The following is a 19379-nucleotide window of genomic DNA, read 5'->3' as shown; positions in this document are numbered from 1 at the left end:
CCGCGCCCAGGCCGCGTCGCTGGAAGCCGAGCACCAGGCCATCGTGCGCGATGTGCTGGCCGCTGGTGACTTCTGGGGCGGCGCCGGTTCGGTGGCCTGCCAGGAGTTCATCACCCAGTTGGGTCGCAACTTCCAGGTGATCTACGAGCAGGCCAACGCCCACGGCCAGAAGGTGCAAAGCGCCGGCAGCAACATGGCCAGCACCGACAGCGCCGTCGGGTCCAGCTGGGCCTGACACCGCACGTCTAAGAGCGGGGCCGCACACCGAAAGGTGTGCGGCCCCCTCGTTTATCCGGCCACCGGCGACCGCGGGATCAGCGACGTGCGGAACCCGATGCGCTGCACCGCGCCGTCGGACTCCCGCCCGATCATGCCGCCCAGCGGCAGCTTGGAGATGCCCGTGCCGGGGGCGGCGACCGTCGTGGCCCCGTAGCCGCCCGGCATGACGTTGGCGTCCAGCGGCAGCGGCGTCACCGTCGACACCGCCTCGGACCAACTCGGGGGAACCGACAACGTGCCCAGCGACGCCGCCTGACCCACGCCGGCCGACGGGGCCGCGCCCAAGCCGCCGGCGGGGCCCAAACCGCCGAGGCCGGCGGCGGCTCCCGCGGCGCCCGGGAATCCGGCGGCTCCCTCGGCCCCCAGAATCGAACCGGCGCCCTCGTAATCCAGCGCCAGGCCCTGCTGGTCGAGGGCCAGGCCCTGCAGGTCGATGCCGATGCCGCCGCCGTCGGCGCCCAGGCCCGCGCCGTCGGAGCCGAACCCGGCCGCGTCGGAGCCCAGGCCAAGCGCCTCGAGGCCCAGCCCGCTACCCCCGCCGTTCATCAGTGCGGCCAGGCCCGACGCGGCGCTGGCGCCGGTGCTCGCGCCCTTCGTGGCGGTCTTGCCCGACGCGCCGGTCACGCTCGACATCGCGCTGAGCGGGGCCGACGCCCCCGACGCACCCAGCGACGCCGCCGTGCCCTCGGCCGCCGACGACACCCCCGTCCCCGACGTCGCGCCGGGCGTCGCCATGGTCTGCAGCGTCTGCGGGACCGAGGACATCAGCTGCGCCGTCGTCGTCTGGACGTTACTGCCGGCCTGCCCGCCCGCGGTCTGGGCGACCGCGCCGGCCTGGGCGCCAACCCCGCCCGGGTTGGTTGTCTGCGGCGGCGACGTGAACGTCTTGAACGTCGACGCCGTGGCCGAACTGGCGGCGTAGTTGTACATCGCCGTCGCATCCTGGGCCCACATCTCTCCGTACTCGGCCTCGGTGGCCATGATCGCCGGCGTGTTCTGCCCCAGGAGGTTGGTGGCGATCAGCGCCATCAGCCGGGCGCGGTTGGCCGCGATCAGCGGCGGCGGCACCGTCATCGCATAGGCCGCGTCGAAGGCCGCCGCGGCGGCCGTGGCCTGGGTCGCCGCCTGCTGGCATTGCGCGGCGGTGGCCGTCATCCACGTCATGTACGGAGCCGCCGCGGCCGCCATCGTCATCGACGTCGGGCCCGACCATGACTCGTCGGTGAGGCTGGCGATCACCGACCGGTAGCCGCCGGCGGCATCGGTCAGCTCGGCGGCCAGCGACTCCCATCCCGCCGAGGCGGCCAACAGGCTGCCCGGTCCCGGCCCCAAGTACATTCGTCCGGAATTGATCTCTGGTGGCAGTGCGCCGAAGTCCATCGTCCGTCCCTATCTCTGCCCGAATCTGTGGGTCCTGGCGCGAAATCCGTTTCGGATCAACAGGTTTCGCGAAGTCACGCAACGCCACCGTGGCGGAATCCAGGACACTGCCGTCGACGGCGTCCACTGAAGTGCAGCGGTTTTCCAATCAACGAAAATCGTTGGTATCTCGATGGCCCGGAGGGCTACCCCTCGAATCGGCTCGGTTGTTTCAACCAATGGCCATGTCTACCAGTATTTTTCGAAAGCCGAGCCTCATCAACCTTGCTGATGCGACCCATATGAAACACATATTTGAGTACGCCAAGTGTGGTCCGCGCAACAGAGGTATATTTGAGAACTCTATGAAGTCCGTGACAACCCCATGTGTGCTTGCGAGAATGCAGGAGCATGACCGTAATGTCCGGATACGCAGGTAGCCAGCGGCCACGCCAGGCCATCCTGGGTCAGTTGCCCCGCATCTATCGCTCCGACGGCTCCCCGATCCGGGTGTTGCTGGTGGACGACGAGCCGGCGCTGACCAACCTGGTGAAGATGGCGCTGCACTACGAGGGCTGGGTCGTCGACATCGCCCACAACGGCCGCGAGGCGATGGCGAAGTTCGAGAATTCCAACCCCGACGTCCTGGTCCTCGACATCATGCTGCCCGACGTCGACGGGCTGCGGATCCTGCAGCGAATCCGCGAATCCGACGCCTACACCCCCACCCTGTTCCTCACCGCCCGCGACTCGGTCATGGATCGGGTGACCGGCCTCACCGCCGGCGCCGACGATTACATGACCAAGCCGTTCAGCCTCGAGGAACTGGTCGCGCGGCTGCGCGGGTTGCTGCGGCGCTCCACCCAACAGAGCCCGCCCGCCGCGGAATCGCTGAAGGTCGGCGACCTGCACGTCGACACCGCCAGCCGGGAGGTCACCCGCGACGGCACGCCGATCTCGCTGTCCTCGACCGAGTTCGAACTGCTGCGCTTTCTCATGCGCAATCCCCGCCGCGCGCTCAGCCGCACCGAGATCCTCGACCGCGTCTGGAACTACGACTTCGCCGGGCGCACCAGCATCGTCGACTTGTACATCTCGTATCTGCGCAAGAAGATCGACTCCGGCCGCGAGCCGCTGATCCATACCGTCCGCGGCGTTGGGTACATGCTGCGGCCCCCGGAATGACGCCCGAGCCCCACACGGCATCCCGGGACCGTCCGCGGTGGTTTCCCCGCTCGTTGCGCCGCCAGCTGCTGCTGGGCGTCTTGACCGTTGTCAGCGTGGTGCTGGTGAGCGTCGGCGTCGTCTCGGTGCTGAGCCTGCGCAGCTACGTCACCGCGATGAGCGACGCCGACGTCGACCAATCCCTTGACGCGCTGAGCAATTCGTACACCCGATTCCGCAACAGCCAGCACTCGCTGGGGCGACCGGAGGGCCCCGCGATCGCGCCGGCGATGCTGGAGTTCACCGATCAGACGCCGGGAAACGTGATCGCCGTGCTGCGCGGCGGCCGGGTGATCGGCTCGGCGGTCTTCTCCGAGGCCGAGGCGCGGCCCGCGCCGCCCGACGTGGTGCGCGCGCTGGAGGCGCAGTCGTGGCCCGACGCCGCGCCCCGGACCGCGGAGCTGGGCAGCCTCGGGTCCTACCGGGTCGACAGTCGCGTCGACGGCGGCGACCAGCTGGTCGTCGGCGTCTCGCTGGCCCGGGCCGAGGAGATCATCGTCCGCAAGCAGCTCACCACGACGGCGCTCGTCGCGGCCGCGCTGGCGGTCACCGCGGGCCTCACCGTCTGGGTGGTCGGCTACACGCTGCGCCCGCTGCGGCGGCTGGCCGCGACGGCCGCCGAGGTCGCCGCCATGCCGCTGACCGACGGCGACCAACGGATCAGCGTGCGGCTGCGGCCCAACGACACCGACCCCAACAACGAAGTCGGGATCGTCGGACACACGCTGAATCGGTTGCTGGACAACGTGGATAGCGCGCTGGCGCATCGCACCGAGTCCGACCTGCGGATGCGGCAGTTCATCACCGACGCCAGCCACGAGCTGCGGACCCCGTTGGCGGCGATCCAGGGATACGCCGAGTTGACCCGACAGGACAGTTCGGCGCTGCCCCCGACCACCGAATACGCCCTTGCCCGTATCGAATCCGAGGCGCAGCGAATGGCGCTGCTCGTCGAGGAGCTGCTGCTGCTCTCGCGGCTGGGCGAGGGCCAGGACCTACAGAACGAAGACGTCGACCTGGCCGATCTCGTCGTCAACGCGGTCAACGACGCGGCGGTCGCGGCCCCGACCCACCATTGGGTCAAAGACCTGCCCGACGAACCGGTGTGGGTGCGCGGCGATCACGACCGGCTGCACCAACTGGTCAGCAACCTGCTCAGCAACGCGCGGCTGCACACGCCGCCGGGTGTCACCGTCACGGCGGGAATCGCCTGTCACCGCAACGGGACCGACGCGTCGTACGCGGAGCTGACCATCGTCGACGACGGGCCCGGCATCGACGCGGAGCTGCTCCCCCGCCTGTTCGAGCGGTTCGTCCGCGCGGACACGTCGAGGTCCAACGGTTCGGGAATCGGGCTGGGCCTGGCCATCGTGAGTTCGATCGTCAAGGCCCACCACGGGACGGTGACGGCCGAATCCGCCGACGGCCGAACGGTTTTCCGGGTGCGGCTGCCGATGATCACCGGCCCGGTCGCCGACCGCGCCTGACCACCCTCGCCGCCGCTAGGGCGAGCCGGTGATCCCGCTGTGGCCGAAGGGCCCGGCAAAGCCGGGGCTGCCACCGTGTCCACCGCCGGTGCCGTTGCCGCCGTTCCCGCCGTTGCCGATGAACACGGCAGTGCCGCCATTGCCGCCGTTGGCGGGTGCGGCGCCGCTGCCGGCGTTGCCGCCGGCGCCGCCGTTGCCGATCAACCCGCTCGGGCCGCCGTCGCCGCCGGCCCCGCCGGCGCCCGTGCCGGATCCGGCGCCGCCCTGGCCACCCGCACCGCCGCTGGCGAACACCCCGGTGCCGCCGCCGCGGCCGCCGGCGCCGCCGACCCCGGCGGCGCCGCTGCCGGCACCGCCCATACCTCCGGCGCCACCGGCGCCGTACAGCTTCACGTTGCCGCCGTCACCCCCGCGGCCGCCGAACAGGCCGGCACCGCCGTCGCCCCCGCCGCCGCCGTTGCCGATGACCCCGCTGTTGCCGGAGCGGCCGCCGTCCCCGCCGACACCGAGCAGGGCCGCGCCGCCCTGGCCGCCGTGACCGCCGTTGCCGAACGCCCCGGTGAAACCCCCGTCGCCGCCGCGGCCGGCGTGCCCATTGGCGCCGGTGGCGTCGCCGCCCGCTCCGCCCGTGCCACCGTCGCCGTGCAGCCGGCCGCCCTCCCCGGCGTTGCCGCCCACGCCGCCGATGCCGTTGGCGCCCGAGGCGCTGCCACCGGCCCCGCCGGCTCCACCGTGACCGAACGCCGGCGCCCTACCGCCGGCCCCGCCGGCGCCACCGCCGGTTTCGCCGTCTCCGCCGGCCCCGCCGACGCCACCGGAACCTTCCAGGCGCCCGCCATGGCCACCGGCACCGCCGTAACCGCCGAAGCCGTTGGCGTCGCTTCCTCCGGCCCCGCCGGCGCCGCCACGGCCGAGCAGTGGGGCGTTACCGCCGGCCCCGCCCATGCCGCCGGTGGCCCCGGCCGCCGTGGCGATCCCGCCGGCCCCGCCCGCACCGCCGTTGCCGACCAACCACCCGCCACGGCCGCCGTCGCCGCCGTGCCCGCCCGGCCCGCCCTGCCCGCCCATCCCGCCGTTGCCGATGAGACCCGCGGCCCCGCCGGCGCCGCCGGGCGCTCCCGGGTTGGTGCCGTTGCCGCCGTTACCGCCCCTGCCGAACAGGATCCCGCCCGGCCCGCCCGGCTGGCCGACCCCGTTGACCGTCTGCCCGTCGGCGCCGTTGCCGATCAACGGACGATGCAACACCGCCTCGGTGGGCGCGTTGATCACGCTCAGCACGTCCTGCTGCAGGGCCTTCAGCGGGGAGACGCTGGCCGCCTCGGTGGCCGCGTACACTCGCGCGCTCAAACCCAGGGTCTCGACCATCTGGTCGTGAAACGCCGCCGCTTGCGCGCTGACGGCCTGGTACGCCTGGCCATACCTGCCGAACAAGGCGGCGATGGCAGCCGACACCTCGTCGCCGGCAGCGGTGGGCAGCACGGTCGTGGCGGCCGCCGCGGCCGCGTTGGCGGTGCTGATCGTGGACCCGATCGCCGCCAGGTCCGTCGTCGCCGCCGCCACCATTTCCGGCACCGCGATCACGAATGACATCCCGTACCTCCCAACGCATCGGCGATGACCGTTTTGGCCACCAGGAACGGCAGCGTATCGCACTCTCAGCAAATTCGATACCGCGAAAATATTTGGCGATATGCCGCCTTCATGCAAGAGGGCAATATCTGCTTCGTTGCGTTAGTTTGTATTCAAATTCGATGCGCTGCGGCAAAGTCGTCGGAGCGCTACCATCTTCTGCCCGACGAGCAATACCGTCCGCTGGCCCCGGCATTTCGGCAACCGGCAAGAGTGGACCGCGCAATGATTTCCGCCACGGTGGTAGGCGGGCCGACGGGCTTTGCCGTCGGCGATCGTCGGGCGGTCCGAAGCACACTTTCGGCGATTATCCGCAGCTCACGATGTTAATGCGAGCAACAGGAAAGAAGTTGTCTCATTGCTATTGTTTCCAACCGAGGGTACGGCTCCATGCGAATCGACAAGAAATTAGTACGCAATGTAATAGCCGCGCGAACCCGGCCGGAAAGTATTCGGCTTGGAAATATTGTTCGGCTGTGCAACGAATTTTGGTCATCATAGTCCGCGATCAGCCTGGCGCGTTGGGCACGATCACGGCTACGAAATCGTGCGATCCACGGTGCTTGTCCCAGCTCCGTCAGCAACGTCAGCTTGCCATTCTTGCCCCCCGCTCGCCTGACTGCACGGCCGCCACGCAAGTGACGGCGGCCCCAGGAAGCGCCCGTAAACAAACCGTAAAGGCGCTCGGCGGCGGCGTTAGGAAAGCGTCAAGCGGCGGCCGGGGCGGGCTGGCCACTGGCTAGTTTCACCGAAATGGGCGTGTTGATTTACGTGGTGCTGACGGTTGCGGTGTTCGCGCTCCTCGGCCTCGCGCAGAAGCTGGTCGAGCGGCTGTGAGCTACGAAAACGTCGTCGGCTTAACGCTTTCCGTCATCCTGGCGGTGTACCTCGGGGCCGCGCTGCTGTTCCCGGAGAGGTTCTGATGGGCATGCCCGCGTGGGTGATCTTCCTCGTCGTCCTGGTGGTGGCGCTGGCGGTGGTGCACGTGCCCCTCGGCGACTACATGTACCGCGTGTACACGTCGACGAAGGACTCGTACGCCGAGCGGGTGATCTACCGGCTGGTCGGCGTGGATGCGCGCGCGGAGCAGACGTGGGGCGCCTACGCCCGAAGCGTGTTGGCGTTCTCGGCCGTCGGCGTGCTGTTCCTGTTCGCGCTGCAGCTCGTGCAGGGCAAATTGCCGCTGCACCTGCATGATCCCGCCACGCCGATGACCGCGGGGCTGGCGTGGAACACCGCGATCAGCTTCGTCACCAACACCAACTGGCAGGCCTACTCCGGGGAATCCACTCAGGGCCATCTGGTGCAGATGGCGGGCCTGGCGGTGCAGAACTTCGTGTCGGCCGCCGTCGGCATGGCGGTGGCGGTCGCGCTGGTGCGCGGCTTCGTGCGCCAGCGCACCGGCGACCTGGGGAACTTCTGGGTCGACCTGGTGCGCGGCACGTTGCGCATCCTGCTGCCGATCTCGGTGATCGGGGCGATCCTGTTGGTCGCGGGGGGCGCGATCCAGAACTTCCACCTGCACGACCAGGTCGTCGACACACTGGGCGGAGCGCGGCAGACGATCACCGGCGGCCCGGTGGCCAGCCAGGAGGCGATCAAGGAGCTCGGCACCAACGGCGGCGGGTTCTACAACGCCAACTCCGCGCACCCGTTCGAGAACCCGACCGCCTGGACCAACTGGCTGCAGATCTTCCTGATCCTGGTGATCGGGTTTTCGCTGCCACGCACGTTCGGGCGCATGGTCGGCAGCACCAAACAGGGCTACGCGATCGCGTCGATCATGGCGGCGCTGTTCGCGATCAGCATGTGGCTGACGCTGTGGTCACAGTTGCAGCACCACGGCACGGTGCCCGCCGCCGCCGGCGCCGCGATGGAGGGGGTCGAACAGCGCTTCGGCGTCGCCGACTCGGCGGTGTTCGCCGACGCGACCACGCTGACCTCCACCGGCGCCGTCGACTCGTTCCACGACTCCTACACCAGCCTCGGCGGGCTGCTGACGATGTTCAACATGCAGCTGGGCGAGGTGGCCCCCGGAGGCACCGGCTCGGGGCTGTACGGCATGCTGATCCTCGCGGTCATCACCGTGTTCGTGGCCGGGCTGATGGTCGGGCGCACACCGGAATACCTCGGCAAGAAGATCACGCCCCGCGAAATCAAGCTCGCCGCAAGCTATTTCCTGGTCACCCCGCTGATCGTCCTGGTGGGCACCGCCGTCGCGATGGCGCTGCCCGGCGAACGCGCCGGCATGCTGAACTCGGGGCCGCACGGCCTGTCGGAGGTGTTGTACGCGTTCACCTCCGCGGCCAACAACAACGGCTCGGCGTTCGCCGGGCTGAGCGCCAACACCGATTGGTACAACACGGCTCTGGGGCTGGCCATGGTCTTCGGCCGATTCCTGCCGATGGTGCTCGTGCTCGCCCTAGCAGGCTCGCTGGCCCGCCAGGGCGCCACCCCGGAGTCGGCGGGCACGCTGCCCACCCATCGGCCGCAATTCGTCGGCATGGTCGCCGGCGTCGCGGTGATCCTGGTCGCCCTCACGTTCCTGCCCATGCTCGCGCTCGGGCCGCTCGCCGAAGGGATCCACTGATGACCGCGACCATCGAGTCGGCCGAGCACGCGCAGCCCCGCACTTCCACTGGCACGCAACGGGTTCAGGGCGGCCTGCTGGATCCGAGGATGCTGTGGCGCTCGACGCCGGAGGCGCTGCGCAAGCTCGACCCCCGCACCCTGTGGCGCAACCCGGTGATGTTCATCGTCGAGATCGGCGCCGCCTGGTGCACGGTGCTGGCGATCGCCAACGAAACCTGGTTCGCGTGGCTGATCGTCGCGTGGCTGTGGCTGACGGTGCTGTTCGCCAACCTCGCCGAGGCGGTGGCCGAAGGCCGCGGCAAGGCCCAGGCCGAGACGTTGCGCCGCGCCAAAACCCAGACCGTGGCGCGGCGCGTCAAAAACTGGCAGCCCGGTGTTGTCGCCGTTGAGGAAGAGGTCGCCGCCGCCCTGCTGCAGCAGGGCGACGTGGTGGTGGTCGAGGCCGGTCAGGTGATACCGGGCGACGGCGACGTGGTGGAAGGCATTGCCTCCGTGGACGAGTCGGCGATCACCGGCGAGTCGGCGCCGGTGATCCGTGAATCCGGCGGCGACCGCTCGGCCGTGACCGGCGGCACCACCGTGCTCAGCGACCGCATCGTCGTGCGGATCACCCAAAAGCCCGGGGAGAGCTTCATCGACCGGATGATCGCGCTCGTCGAGGGCGCCAACCGGCAGAAGACGCCCAACGAGATCGCGCTGAACATCCTGCTCGCCGCGCTGACGATCATCTTCGTCTTCGCCGTGGCGACCCTGCAGCCGCTGGCGATCTACTCCAAAGCCAACAACCCCGGCGTCCCGGACACCCAGGCACTCAACGCATCCGGCGTCACCGGGATCGTGATGGTGTCGCTGCTGGTGTGCCTGATCCCCACCACTATCGGCGCGCTGCTGTCGGCCATCGGCATCGCCGGCATGGACCGGCTGGTGCAGCGCAACGTGCTGGCGATGTCCGGGCGCGCGGTCGAGGCCGCCGGTGACGTGAACACGCTGCTGCTCGACAAGACCGGCACCATCACCCTGGGCAACCGCCAGGCCGCCGCGTTCGTCCCGCTCGTCGGGATCACGCCCGAACAACTCGCCGACGCCGCGCAGCTGTCCAGCCTCGCCGACGAAACCCCCGAGGGCCGCTCGATCGTCGTCTACGCCAAGCAGCACTTCGGGCTGCGCGCCCGCACGCCGGGCGAACTGTCGCAAGCCCATTGGGTGGCGTTTTCCGCCGCGACGCGGATGTCTGGGGTCGACGTCGACGGGCACCTGCTGCGCAAGGGTGCGGCCAGCTCGGTCGCCGAATGGGTACGGTCCCAAGGCGGCACCGTGCCCGCGCAGCTCGGCGAGGTCGTCGACGGCATTTCCGCCGGCGGCGGCACCCCGCTGGTCGTCGGCGAGTGCCGCGACGGCCGGGCCGCCATCCTGGGCGTCATCCACCTCAAGGACGTCGTCAAGCACGGCATGCGGGAGCGCTTCGACGAGATGCGACGCATGGGCATCCGCACCGTGATGATCACCGGCGATAACCCGTTGACCGCCAAGGCGATCGCCGACGAGGCCGGGGTCGACGACTTCCTCGCCGAGGCCACGCCGGAGGACAAGCTCGCGCTGATCAAGCGCGAGCAGGAGGGCGGCAAGCTGGTCGCGATGACCGGCGACGGCACCAACGACGCGCCGGCGCTGGCCCAGGCCGACGTCGGCGTGGCGATGAACACCGGAACCTCGGCGGCCAAAGAGGCCGGGAACATGGTCGATTTGGACTCCGACCCCACCAAGCTGATCGAGATCGTCGAGATCGGCAAGCAGCTGCTGATCACCCGCGGGGCACTGACCACGTTTTCGATCGCCAACGACATCGCCAAGTACTTCGCGATCATCCCGGCGATGTTCGTCGCATTGTTCCCCGGGCTGGATCGGATCAACATCATGCGTCTGCACAGCCCGCAGTCGGCGATCCTGTCGGCGGTGATCTTCAACGCGATCATCATCGTCATGCTGATCCCGCTGTCGCTGCGCGGCGTGCGCTACACGCCGAGCAGCGCGTCAAAGCTGTTGAGCCGCAACCTGTATATCTACGGGTTCGGCGGGATCGTCGCCCCGTTCATCGGGATCAAGCTGATCGACCTCGTCGTCCAATTCGTCCCGGGGATGTCCTGACATGAAGTTCTCCAATTTCGTTCGCACACACTGGGCGGCCCTGCGCGCGCTGCTGGTGCTGACCGTGATCCTGGGGCTGGCCTATCCGGCGTTCATCTGGCTGGTCGCGCAGCTGCCGGGGCTGCGCGACCAGGCCGAAGGTTCGATTCTGACCGCCGGCGGCAAGCCCGTCGGCAGCCGGTTGATCGGCCAGGCGTTCACCGACAAGGATGGCAACCCGCTGCCGCAGTACTTACAGAGCCGCCCGTCGGCGGCCGGCGCCGGCTACGACCCGACCGCGTCGGGCGCGAGCAACCTCGGGCCGGAGAGCGTCGTCGACGCGCCCGGCAAGCCGAGCCTGCTGACGCAGGTGTGCGCCCGCAGCGCGGCGGTGGGGAAACTCGAGGGCGTCAACGGGTCGCGCCCGTTTTGCACCGGCGGCGGTGTGGGCGCGGTGCTGTCGGTGATCGGAGCCCGGGACGCGCGTGGGAGCGTCGTCCGCCCCGCCCGGGTGGTCAGCGTCAACGAGCCGTGCCAGACCACGTCGACGCCGTTTCTGGCCAGCTACGGGGGCGTGCGCGTCGAGTGCGCCCAAGCCGGTGACGACTACTCGATCGGACAGATCGTGCCCATCCGCGGGGCCGCGCCCGCCGACCCCGTCGTGCCGGCCGATGCCGTCACCGCGAGCGGCAGCGGCCTGGACCCGGACATTTCGCCGGCCTACGCCGACCTTCAGGTCGCCCGGGTGGCCAGGGCTCGCCATGTCAGCCCGGATCAGGTGCGCGCCGTCGTGGCGCAGCACCGGAACGGGCGTGCCCTGGGGTTTTTCGGCGAGCCCACAGTCAACGTGCTGGAACTCAACCTGCAACTCGACCACACGTATCCGGTGTCGGGCTAGCGCGTAGGGGGATGATGGTTGGGTGAACCATCCCAAGCGCGGGGAGCTACGCATCTACCTCGGTGCGGCTCCGGGCGTCGGCAAGACGTACGCGATGCTCGGGGAGGCACACCGGCGCCTGGAGCGCGGAACCGACCTGGTGGCCGCCGTCGTCGAGACCCACGGACGGGCGAAAACCGCGGAACTGCTTGACGGCGTGGAGGTCATCGCGCCGCGCTACATCGAATACCGCGGCGGCAGCTTCCCCGAACTCGACGTGCCGGCGGTGCTGGCGCGCCACCCGCAGGTGGTCCTGGTCGACGAGCTCGCCCACACCAACACGCCGGGCAGCAAGAACCAAAAACGTTGGCAGGACGTCGAGGAGCTGCTCGAGGCCGGGATCACGGTGATCTCCACCGTCAACATCCAGCACCTGGAAAGCCTCAACGACGTCGTCGCCCAGATCACCGGCATCGAGCAGCAGGAGACGATCCCGGACTCGATCGTGCGCCAGGCGTCGCAGGTCGAGCTCATCGACATCACGCCGGAGGCGCTGCGGCGCAGGCTGTCCCACGGCAACGTGTATGCCCCGGACCGGATCGACGCCGCACTGTCGAATTACTTCCGCCGCGGAAACCTCACGGCACTCAGGGAATTGGCGCTGCTGTGGCTGGCCGACCAGGTGGATACCGCGCTGGCCAAATACCGCGCCGAGAACAAGATCACCGACATGTGGGAGGCGCGCGAGCGGGTCGTGGTGGCGGTGACCGGCGGGCCGGAATCCGAGACGCTGGTGCGCCGGGCGTCGCGGATCGCGTCGAAGTCCAGCGCCGAGCTGATGGTGGTGCACGTCGTGCGCGGCGACGGGCTGGCGGGGCTGTCCGAGGCGCGGATGGCCAAGATCCGCGAGCTGGCCGGCAGCCTGGACGCGTCGGTGCACACGGTGGTCGGTGACGACGTGCCCACGGCCCTACTGGATTTCGCGCGGGAGATGAACGCCACCCAGGTGGTGATCGGCACTTCTCGGCGGCCGCGCTGGGCGCGCATCTTCGAGGAGGGCATCGGCCAGACCATCGTCGAGCGGTCCGGGAAGATCGACGTGCACATCGTCACCCACGAGGAATCCCGGCGAGGGGCCCGGCCGGCGTCGCTCGCGCCCCGCGAGCGACGCGTCGCCTCCTGGCTGGCCGCGGTCGTCGTGCCGTCGGCCATTTGCGCCGTCACCGTGACCGCGTTCGACCGGTATCTGGACAACGGCGGCGAGAGCGCGCTGTTCTTCGTCGGGGTGCTGCTGGTCGGGCTGCTGGGAGGCGTTGCCCCCGCGGTCCTTTCGGCGGTGCTGTCGGGTCTGCTGCTGAACTACTACCTGATTCCGCCGCGGCACAGCTTCACCATCGCCGAACCCAACAGCGCCATCACCGAATTGGTGCTGCTGCTGGTCGCGGTCGCGGTCGCGGTGCTGGTCGACGGCGCCACCAAACGCAGGCGCGAGGCCCGGCGCGCCTCCCAGGAGGCCGAGCTGCTGACGCTGTTCGCGGGCTCGGTGCTGCGCGGCGCGGACCTCGAGACGCTGCTGGAACGCGTGCGGGAGACCTACTCGCAGCGCGCGGTCAGCATGTTGCGGGAACGGGCCGACGGCCAAAAGAACCACATCGTCGCCGGCGTGGGCAAAGATCCTTGCGTGACCGTCGATTCCGCCGACACCGCGATCGAGGTCGGCGACGACGAGTTTTGGATGCTGCTGGCCGGCCGGAAGCTTGCCGCGCGCGACCGTCGGGTGCTCGGCGCGGTGGCCAGACAGGCCGCGGGCCTGATCAGGCAGCGGGAGCTGGCCGAGGAGGCCAGCCGGACCGAGGCGATCGTGCGGGCCGACGAACTGCGGCGTTCGCTGCTCTCGGCGGTCAGCCACGACCTGCGCACGCCGCTGGCGGCGGCCAAGGTCGCGGTTTCCAGCCTGCGCGCCGACGACGTCGCCTTCTCCCCCCAGGACACCGCCGAATTGCTGGCCACCATCGAGGAGTCGATCGACCAGCTGACCGCGCTGGTGGGAAACCTGCTCGACTCCTCGCGGTTGGCCGCCGGCGTGGTGCATCCCGAGCTGCTGCGGGTGTATTTGGAGGAAGCGGTTCAACGCGCGCTGGTGAGCATCGGCAAGGGCGCCACCGGCTTCAACCGTTCCGCCATCGATCGCGTCAAGGTCGACGTCGGCGACGCCGTCGTGCTGGCCGATGCCGGGCTGCTGGAGCGGGTGCTGGCCAACCTGATCGACAACGCGCTGCGCTACGCGCCCAACTGTGTGGTTCGGGTCAACGCGGGGCGGGTGAGCGATCGCGTCCTGATCAACGTCATCGACGAAGGGCCCGGCATTCCCCAAGGCGGCGAGGAGCAGATCTTCGAGGCCTTCCAGCGGCTGGGTGATCACGACAACACCACCGGGGTGGGCCTGGGAATGTCGGTGGCGCGGGGGTTCGTCGAGGCGATGGGCGGGGCCATCACCGCCGGCGACACCCCGGGCGGCGGGCTGACCGTGGTGGTGGATCTGGCCGCGCCGGTGGGTGAGTCATGACGCGCGTCCTGGTGATCGACGACGAGCCGCACATCCTGCGCGCGCTGCGCATCAACCTGTCGGTGCGCGGCTACGAGGTCATCACCGCGTCGACGGGTGCGGGGGCGCTGCGCGCGGCCGCCGAGCACAAGCCCGACGTGGTGATCCTGGACCTCGGCCTGCCGGACATCTCCGGTATCGAGGTGCTCGGCGGCCTGCGCGGCTGGCTGTCGGCGCCGGTGATCGTGTTGTCGGCGCGCACCGACTCGTCGGACAAGGTGGAGGCGCTCGACGCCGGCGCCGACGATTACGTCACGAAACCCTTTGGGATGGACGAGTTCCTGGCCCGGCTGCGCGCCGCGGTGCGGCGCAACGCGGCGTCGTCCGAAATGGACGAGCCCGTTGTCGAGACCGACGCGTTCACCGTCGACCTGGCCGCCAAGAAGGTCACCAAGGACGGCGCCGAGGTGCATCTCACGCCGACCGAATGGGGCATGCTCGAGGTGCTGGTGCGCAACCGGGGCAAGCTCGTCGGCCGCGAGGAACTTCTCAAGGAGGTGTGGGGGCCGGCATATGCCACCGAAACCCATTATCTGCGTGTGTATCTCGCGCAGCTGCGCCGCAAACTCGAGGACGACCCGTCACATCCCAAGCATCTGCTGACCGAGTCCGGGATGGGATATCGCTTCGAGGCGTGAGTGCTGGCTGCCGCCGCGATTCTCATCGGTCAGTGAGCAGGTGTTGTCTACCGACGTCCCTTCTTCGCGGCGCTTGCCGGGGCTTTGGGTTGCTGGGCGGATCGGGCTGCAGCCTTCTTCCCTGCCCGTGCCGTCGCTTTGGACTTCTGCCCGGCTCGGGCTGTAGCCTTCTTCGCCGCCCGCGCCGGAGCCTTGGATTGCTGCCCCGCTCGGGCTGCGGCCTTCTTCGCGCGTGCCGGGGCTTTAGGTTGCTCCGCTGGTCGGGCTGCGGCCTTCTTCGCGCGTGCCGGAGCTTTAGGCTGCTGCGCTGGTCGGGCTGCGGCCTTCTTCGCGCGCGCCGAAGCTTTAGGCTGCCGCGCGGATCGGACTGCGGCCTTCTTCGCCGCCCGCGCCGGAGCTTTGCGTTGCTGCGCTGGTCGGGCTGCGGCCTTCTTTGCCACCCGCGCCGCGGCTTTAGGTTGCCGCACTGGTCGGGCTGCGGTGATGCAGAGTACTTCGTCGAGGCTGGCGGTCTGTAGTCCGAGCGCGGCTGCCCGCCAACCGAGTTCGGCCATGGGGTCTGGGTCGCTGCCCCCTATGCTGCCGGCCCGACCGAGGCGGGCGGTGTGGAACATCGCTGGGCCGCGGGCCACAGCGTCGGTGAGGACGTAGCGGCCGCCGTAGCTTTCCCGGCGCGCCATCGCCTCGCCGGCACTGGTGCCGGTCAGCTCGACCGCGTCGGCGAAGTTTATTCCCACCTGGAATACCTGTGGTTCCGACTCGAGCACGGCGATCAGGCGGGTGATGAGATTCTCGGGCGCAAAGAAGCGCCAACCCTGGCCCAGGTGCAGCCAAAACCGTCCGTGGATCTGAGCGCGAAGCTGCGCGAGCTGTGTGGCGGGCGCGTCGCCAGGGCTGCTATCGACGAACTCGAGGAACCGGTAGCGCTCACGCAGCAGCGCGCGGTCGGGGGCTGACAGGCCGGCATCGAGCACGAGAAAGCGCCCGAACCAAAGTGGCAGATCGAGACAGCAGTTCAGAAACGAGTTGATGGCCTGCTCGGTGGTCTCGCGGTCCGGTCCAGCGACCAGGCTAACGGCTACCTTGGCCTCGCCGGGAGTGGGGACCAGACGGTGCACCAGCGCGTCGGGATACGTTGACGCCGCCTCAAGCATGACCGGCACGCTGGCGTCGCGGTTGACCGCGATCCGTTGCCGGTCAACGTCGGGAATGTCGGAGCGCGCCAGCAGGCGCCGACACAGCATGAACGCCTCCGCATGCATACCGAGCTGGGAGGCGCACACCGCCTGCTCGTCGGTGGCACGCCAGGCATAGACGTCAGCCCCTATAAACAAGAGATCGTTTTCAGGGAACGGTATTTGCGCGGCGCGCTGGGCGAACAGGTGGCCGGGCAGGTAGCGCTCATCTTCGCGATACCGCCGAGCGATGGCGTACAGTGCCTCGGCGCGTGTCGGTCGAAACTCCCACGCCTGGAGGTAAACATCCTGGACGACCAGCCGCGGCCAATCGTCGAGTCTCTCCGCCGACTCCGCGAGCCGCAGCATCGAGTAATAGACCTCCTCGCCCGAGCCCCCCATCTCGATCCGCCGCTGATACCACTTGCGCGCGCTGACGAAATCATCCAGATCGAAGTAACTCTGGGCCAGATAGAACACCGAGCGTGCATCCTCGGGGTTGCGTTCGACCTCGGCCAGCAACAGATCGCGGTCATGCGCATACTTCTTCGGATCCTGACTGCGCGCACCAAGGCGACGAGATTCGACGTAGTAGTCACCCGCGAGGCGCCCAACGACACAGTCAGACTCCCAGACCGCCGTCTCGTGGACGACGCCTTCATAGCGCACGCGCACCCCGTTTCGGAACAACTGCGGGCGCCAGTAAATGAAGGAGGGGTCTCCGAGGCGCATGCGGTAGACGTCGTCGCTTAGTTGGGAGAAGTCGGGAGTGCCCACGACGATGTCGTCGGCGTCGATGACCCAGATGTAGTCGCCGTGGCCTTGGGCGAGGTTTAGTGCCTCGGTGCGGTTATGGCCGAAATTGCGCCATGGTCGTTCGTGAAGCTTGCCCGGAATGCCCAGGCGGGCCATGTGTTTGCGGATCGCGTCCTGGGTTCCGTCGGTGGAGCCGGTGTCAACGATCACCCACGAGCTGATAAAGGGCGCGACCGAATCAAGCGTCTCCGCGACGACGTCGGCCTCGTCTTTCACGATCATGTTCAGACAGATCGCGGAGCCTGCGGTTACTTGTTTGGACACCGCTCAGAGTTTACAGAGCAATCGTGTGTCGCGGATCGGGTTGCGCGCAACGTAGCGGCGGCTGCGGATCATTGGTCGTGCTGTTCGACGAACACTGGCCCGGGTCAGGGCCGACGGTTTCGTCGGGCGCTTCGCCGTGACGACAGCACCGCCTACCTGCTGCGCTTCGGCCTCGGGCAACCGCCGTCAAGCTAGCTTGGACTTTGCGCGCAACTTGGCGTGACGCGTTTCTGGGTTGGTGAAAGTGCTTGCCTTGCAAGGGATGATGAGACGAAACGGAATTTCGAAGTGGGCCGTCCTGTATTTCGCTAGCTTTTTCGGGGGCGCTCCGTTCGCGCAACTCCGGCGAGGATGGATTCGGCGGTGGCGGCCCGTATGTAGGGTTTGGTGACGTCGATGTGTTCTTCGATGGAGGCGCGGAGATCGGGTGCCGAGCGGAAGATGATGCTTCGCAACGCTTTATCGGTCAGTTTCCAGAAACCGGCGTTCGATAAGGTTTGAGCCAAGGCGTCGTTTGAGTCCCCGCGCCGACCACCCCTGCTGCACAGTCGAATTCGATAGGCTCCGACCGCGTTCGCGACGCGCGCTAGCGCGCCGGCTTGGCCGCACGGTGGTCCGACGACGGCGGTTTTGAGCTATTCGATGAACCCGCCCCCCGAGGGGACTCAGCTCCGCACTCCGATCCACGTACCGCGGGACCCGAGCGGCAAGCTGACTACGGGATGGACGCGGATCGATGACACCGCAACAAGATTCGCAATCCACGACGACAACTCAGGCAACACAGTCCACATCAGCCACAAGTCACAGCGGCGCCAAGTGAATAGCTACCCCGTCGCGCCGTGTGCGCCCTGAGCACCCTGTGCGCCCTGAGAGCCTTGGGCACCCAAGATGCCGCCGGGACCGCCGGGACCGCCTGAACCGCCGCCGCCGCCGGAGCCGCCGGGATTACCACCGAGGCCCGTACCACCGACGCCGCCCTGCCCGCCTTGCCCGCCGTCACCGCCACTGCCCGCGAAGAGCCCGCCGGCACCACCGGCACCGCCGGCACCACCCATCCCACCCGGTCCACCGGGACCAGGGGTAGCGGCGTTCAGACCCGGAGCCCCCGCCCCGCCGGGACCACCGGGACCACCGTGGCCCATGAAGAACCCGCCGGCACCGCCGGCACCCCCGGCACCACCTGTCCCGCCCGGGGTAAGGGCTGATCCGCCGGCACCGCCGGCACCGCCGGAACCGTACAACCATCCGCCGGCGCCGCCGTGACCACCCGCGCCACCGGCACCGCCCAGGCCGCCGGCACCGCCCATACCGATCAATCCCGCCGACCCACCGGCACCGCCGACCGCGCCCGAGGCCGTGCTAGTACCACCAGCACCGCCGCTGCCGTACAACCACCCGCCAGCCCCGCCGGCCGTCCCAACCCCCTGGGCGTTGGTAAATCCGTTGGCGCCATTACCGATTAATGGACGGCCTGTGGCCCCCACGAAAAACCCGTTGACCGCATCACCTGGGGCGCGTATCGCGGCTTGCACCATCTGCGCCGCGTTGGCCGCCTCGGTGCCGCTATACGAAGCCGCGGCGGCCGCCATGGTGCTTGTGAACTGGTCATGGAAGGCCGCCGCCTTCGCTGCCAGCGCCTGATACTCCTCCGCATACTGGCCGAATACCGAAGCGACCGCCGTCGACACCTCATCGGCCGCCGGGCCCACCACCCCGGCCGTCGGAGCAGCCGCGGCCGACGTGGCGGTGGCCAGGTTTGCGCCGATGCTGTCGAGATTCGCAGTCACCCACTGGACGACGGCGGGGTCGATATAGAACGGAGAGCTCACGGCCTGCCACCCCTCATGTTCATCGCTAGCCCTGCTCGAGGGCCTGATCAGAAACTGAACCCGAGTAACTGAAGAGAGACCGTAATGCAGGCACGTCGGTCACCGATACAGTTTTCGATACACTGGGAATAGTCGAGTTTATGGGGTCCAAAAACTGGAAGCGTTCGGGTTATAAACTGGACACGCTTGGGTTTATGAGCCTAGAAACTGGATGCGTTCGGCTTTTTAAACTGGACACAGTCGAGTTTGATTTTCCCCCAGAGTCTCGGCCGAAGTCGCGATGTTGAGCCGTCGGCGCACACTGGCTGTCCGCTGAAGGGCAAGGTAAACGGAGTCATCAGTGACGGCACGATCAGCGTGTCGAACACGTACATCGACCTGCAGCTGTCGTGCTCGATGCCATTGTCCGCCGCCGGCGCAAAGCTGCGGAAACGGAACGGGTTTCTCGAGTTCGCCCGTCGTCGATCCGCCGACAAAC

Annotated in this window: 15 protein-coding genes and 1 pseudogene; 11 read left to right on the top strand and 5 right to left on the bottom strand. The window is 68.7% G+C overall.

Annotated features, from left to right (window positions below):
* The coding region (locus AC5Y4Z_RS26130) for a WXG100 family type VII secretion target (protein WP_499967932.1) at nt 1–235 on the top strand (235 nt) is incomplete at its 5' end.
* Nucleotides 236–288: 53 nt separating this feature from the next.
* On the opposite strand, the gene AC5Y4Z_RS26125 is transcribed toward AC5Y4Z_RS26130, so the two are convergent.
* Complete coding sequence (locus AC5Y4Z_RS26125) at nt 289–1659, bottom strand: PPE family protein (RefSeq protein ID WP_499967931.1); 1371 nt, start codon at nt 1657–1659, stop codon at nt 289–291.
* Nucleotides 1660–2049: 390 nt separating this feature from the next.
* Here AC5Y4Z_RS26125 and AC5Y4Z_RS26120 point away from each other — a divergent pair, with 390 nt between their 5' ends.
* Together AC5Y4Z_RS26120 and AC5Y4Z_RS26115 are read left to right on the top strand one after the other, a co-directional pair.
* Nucleotides 2050–2823: a response regulator transcription factor gene (locus AC5Y4Z_RS26120; RefSeq protein ID WP_499967930.1), complete on the top strand. Its 774-nt coding sequence runs from the start codon at nt 2050–2052 to the stop codon at nt 2821–2823.
* Complete coding sequence (locus AC5Y4Z_RS26115) at nt 2820–4349, top strand: sensor histidine kinase (protein ID WP_499967929.1); 1530 nt, start codon at nt 2820–2822, stop codon at nt 4347–4349. Before AC5Y4Z_RS26120 ends, AC5Y4Z_RS26115 begins: the two co-directional genes overlap by 4 nt.
* A gap of 15 nt (nt 4350–4364) precedes the next feature.
* Here the strand turns inward: AC5Y4Z_RS26115 and AC5Y4Z_RS26110 are convergent, their stop codons facing one another.
* Nucleotides 4365–5939, bottom strand: a complete 1575-nt coding sequence (locus AC5Y4Z_RS26110) for a PE family protein (protein ID WP_499967928.1) — start codon at nt 5937–5939, stop codon at nt 4365–4367.
* A gap of 24 nt (nt 5940–5963) precedes the next feature.
* Here AC5Y4Z_RS26110 and AC5Y4Z_RS26105 point away from each other — a divergent pair, with 24 nt between their 5' ends.
* The 8 genes from AC5Y4Z_RS26105 (at nt 5964) to AC5Y4Z_RS26070 (ending at nt 14814) form a co-directional block, all read left to right on the top strand.
* Nucleotides 5964–6308, top strand: coding sequence for a hypothetical protein (locus AC5Y4Z_RS26105; RefSeq protein WP_499967927.1), 345 nt, complete (start codon nt 5964–5966; stop codon nt 6306–6308).
* Nucleotides 6309–6731: 423 nt separating this feature from the next.
* Nucleotides 6732–6815 (top strand): potassium ABC transporter ATPase, encoded by an 84-nt coding sequence (locus AC5Y4Z_RS26100; protein WP_499967933.1) that lies wholly within the window; start codon nt 6732–6734, stop codon nt 6813–6815.
* Entirely contained in the window at nt 6812–6901 is a 90-nt protein-coding gene (gene kdpF, locus AC5Y4Z_RS26095) for a K(+)-transporting ATPase subunit F (protein WP_499967926.1), read from the top strand. The genes AC5Y4Z_RS26100 and kdpF overlap by 4 nt, the downstream gene beginning before the upstream one ends.
* Complete coding sequence (kdpA, locus tag AC5Y4Z_RS26090; protein WP_499967925.1) at nt 6901–8568, top strand: potassium-transporting ATPase subunit KdpA; 1668 nt, start codon at nt 6901–6903, stop codon at nt 8566–8568. The genes kdpF and kdpA overlap by 1 nt, the downstream gene beginning before the upstream one ends.
* Complete coding sequence (kdpB, locus tag AC5Y4Z_RS26085) at nt 8568–10715, top strand: potassium-transporting ATPase subunit KdpB (protein ID WP_499967924.1); 2148 nt, start codon at nt 8568–8570, stop codon at nt 10713–10715. Before kdpA ends, kdpB begins: the two co-directional genes overlap by 1 nt.
* 1 nt (nt 10716) lies before the next feature.
* Complete coding sequence (locus AC5Y4Z_RS26080; protein WP_499967923.1) at nt 10717–11592, top strand: potassium-transporting ATPase subunit C; 876 nt, start codon at nt 10717–10719, stop codon at nt 11590–11592.
* A 22-nt stretch (nt 11593–11614) separates the two neighbouring features.
* On the top strand, nt 11615–14137 hold the full coding sequence (locus AC5Y4Z_RS26075; protein ID WP_499967922.1) for a DUF4118 domain-containing protein: 2523 nt from the start codon (nt 11615–11617) through the stop codon (nt 14135–14137).
* Nucleotides 14134–14814 (top strand): response regulator, encoded by a 681-nt coding sequence (locus AC5Y4Z_RS26070; RefSeq protein WP_499967921.1) that lies wholly within the window; start codon nt 14134–14136, stop codon nt 14812–14814. Before AC5Y4Z_RS26075 ends, AC5Y4Z_RS26070 begins: the two co-directional genes overlap by 4 nt.
* Nucleotides 14815–14861: 47 nt before the next feature.
* Here the strand turns inward: AC5Y4Z_RS26070 and AC5Y4Z_RS26065 are convergent, their stop codons facing one another.
* The 3 genes and pseudogenes from AC5Y4Z_RS26065 to AC5Y4Z_RS26055 form a co-directional block, all read right to left on the bottom strand.
* The gene (locus AC5Y4Z_RS26065; RefSeq protein ID WP_499967920.1) at nt 14862–17069 is read right to left on the bottom strand and encodes a tetratricopeptide repeat-containing glycosyltransferase; all 2208 of its coding nucleotides are present in this window, start codon (nt 17067–17069) and stop codon (nt 14862–14864) included.
* 830 nt (nt 17070–17899) lie between these two features.
* A pseudogene (locus AC5Y4Z_RS26060) lies at nt 17900–18838 on the bottom strand (PE family protein); the annotation flags it as partial.
* A gap of 263 nt (nt 18839–19101) precedes the next feature.
* On the bottom strand, nt 19102–19379 hold a 278-nt coding region (locus AC5Y4Z_RS26055; protein WP_499967919.1), incomplete at its 5' end, for a hypothetical protein.

Source organism: Mycobacterium sp. NGS63 (assembly GCF_059812295.1).
This window is presented reverse-complemented; position numbering and strand designations above follow the sequence as displayed.

Excerpts from the sequence above, each read along its gene's own strand:
- AC5Y4Z_RS26125 (WP_499967931.1), bottom strand. The coding sequence starts at position 1,659 with ATGGACTTCGGCGCACTGCCACCAGAGATCAATTCCGGACGAATGTAC.
- AC5Y4Z_RS26120 (WP_499967930.1), top strand. The coding sequence starts at position 2,050 with ATGACCGTAATGTCCGGATACGCAGGTAGCCAGCGGCCACGCCAGGCC.
- AC5Y4Z_RS26115 (WP_499967929.1), top strand. The coding sequence starts at position 2,820 with ATGACGCCCGAGCCCCACACGGCATCCCGGGACCGTCCGCGGTGGTTT.
- AC5Y4Z_RS26110 (WP_499967928.1), bottom strand. The coding sequence starts at position 5,939 with ATGTCATTCGTGATCGCGGTGCCGGAAATGGTGGCGGCGGCGACGACG.
- AC5Y4Z_RS26105 (WP_499967927.1), top strand. The coding sequence starts at position 5,964 with ATGACCGTTTTGGCCACCAGGAACGGCAGCGTATCGCACTCTCAGCAA.
- AC5Y4Z_RS26100 (WP_499967933.1), top strand. The coding sequence starts at position 6,732 with ATGGGCGTGTTGATTTACGTGGTGCTGACGGTTGCGGTGTTCGCGCTC.
- kdpA (WP_499967925.1), top strand. The coding sequence starts at position 6,901 with ATGGGCATGCCCGCGTGGGTGATCTTCCTCGTCGTCCTGGTGGTGGCG.
- kdpB (WP_499967924.1), top strand. The coding sequence starts at position 8,568 with ATGACCGCGACCATCGAGTCGGCCGAGCACGCGCAGCCCCGCACTTCC.
- AC5Y4Z_RS26080 (WP_499967923.1), top strand. The coding sequence starts at position 10,717 with ATGAAGTTCTCCAATTTCGTTCGCACACACTGGGCGGCCCTGCGCGCG.
- AC5Y4Z_RS26070 (WP_499967921.1), top strand. The coding sequence starts at position 14,134 with ATGACGCGCGTCCTGGTGATCGACGACGAGCCGCACATCCTGCGCGCG.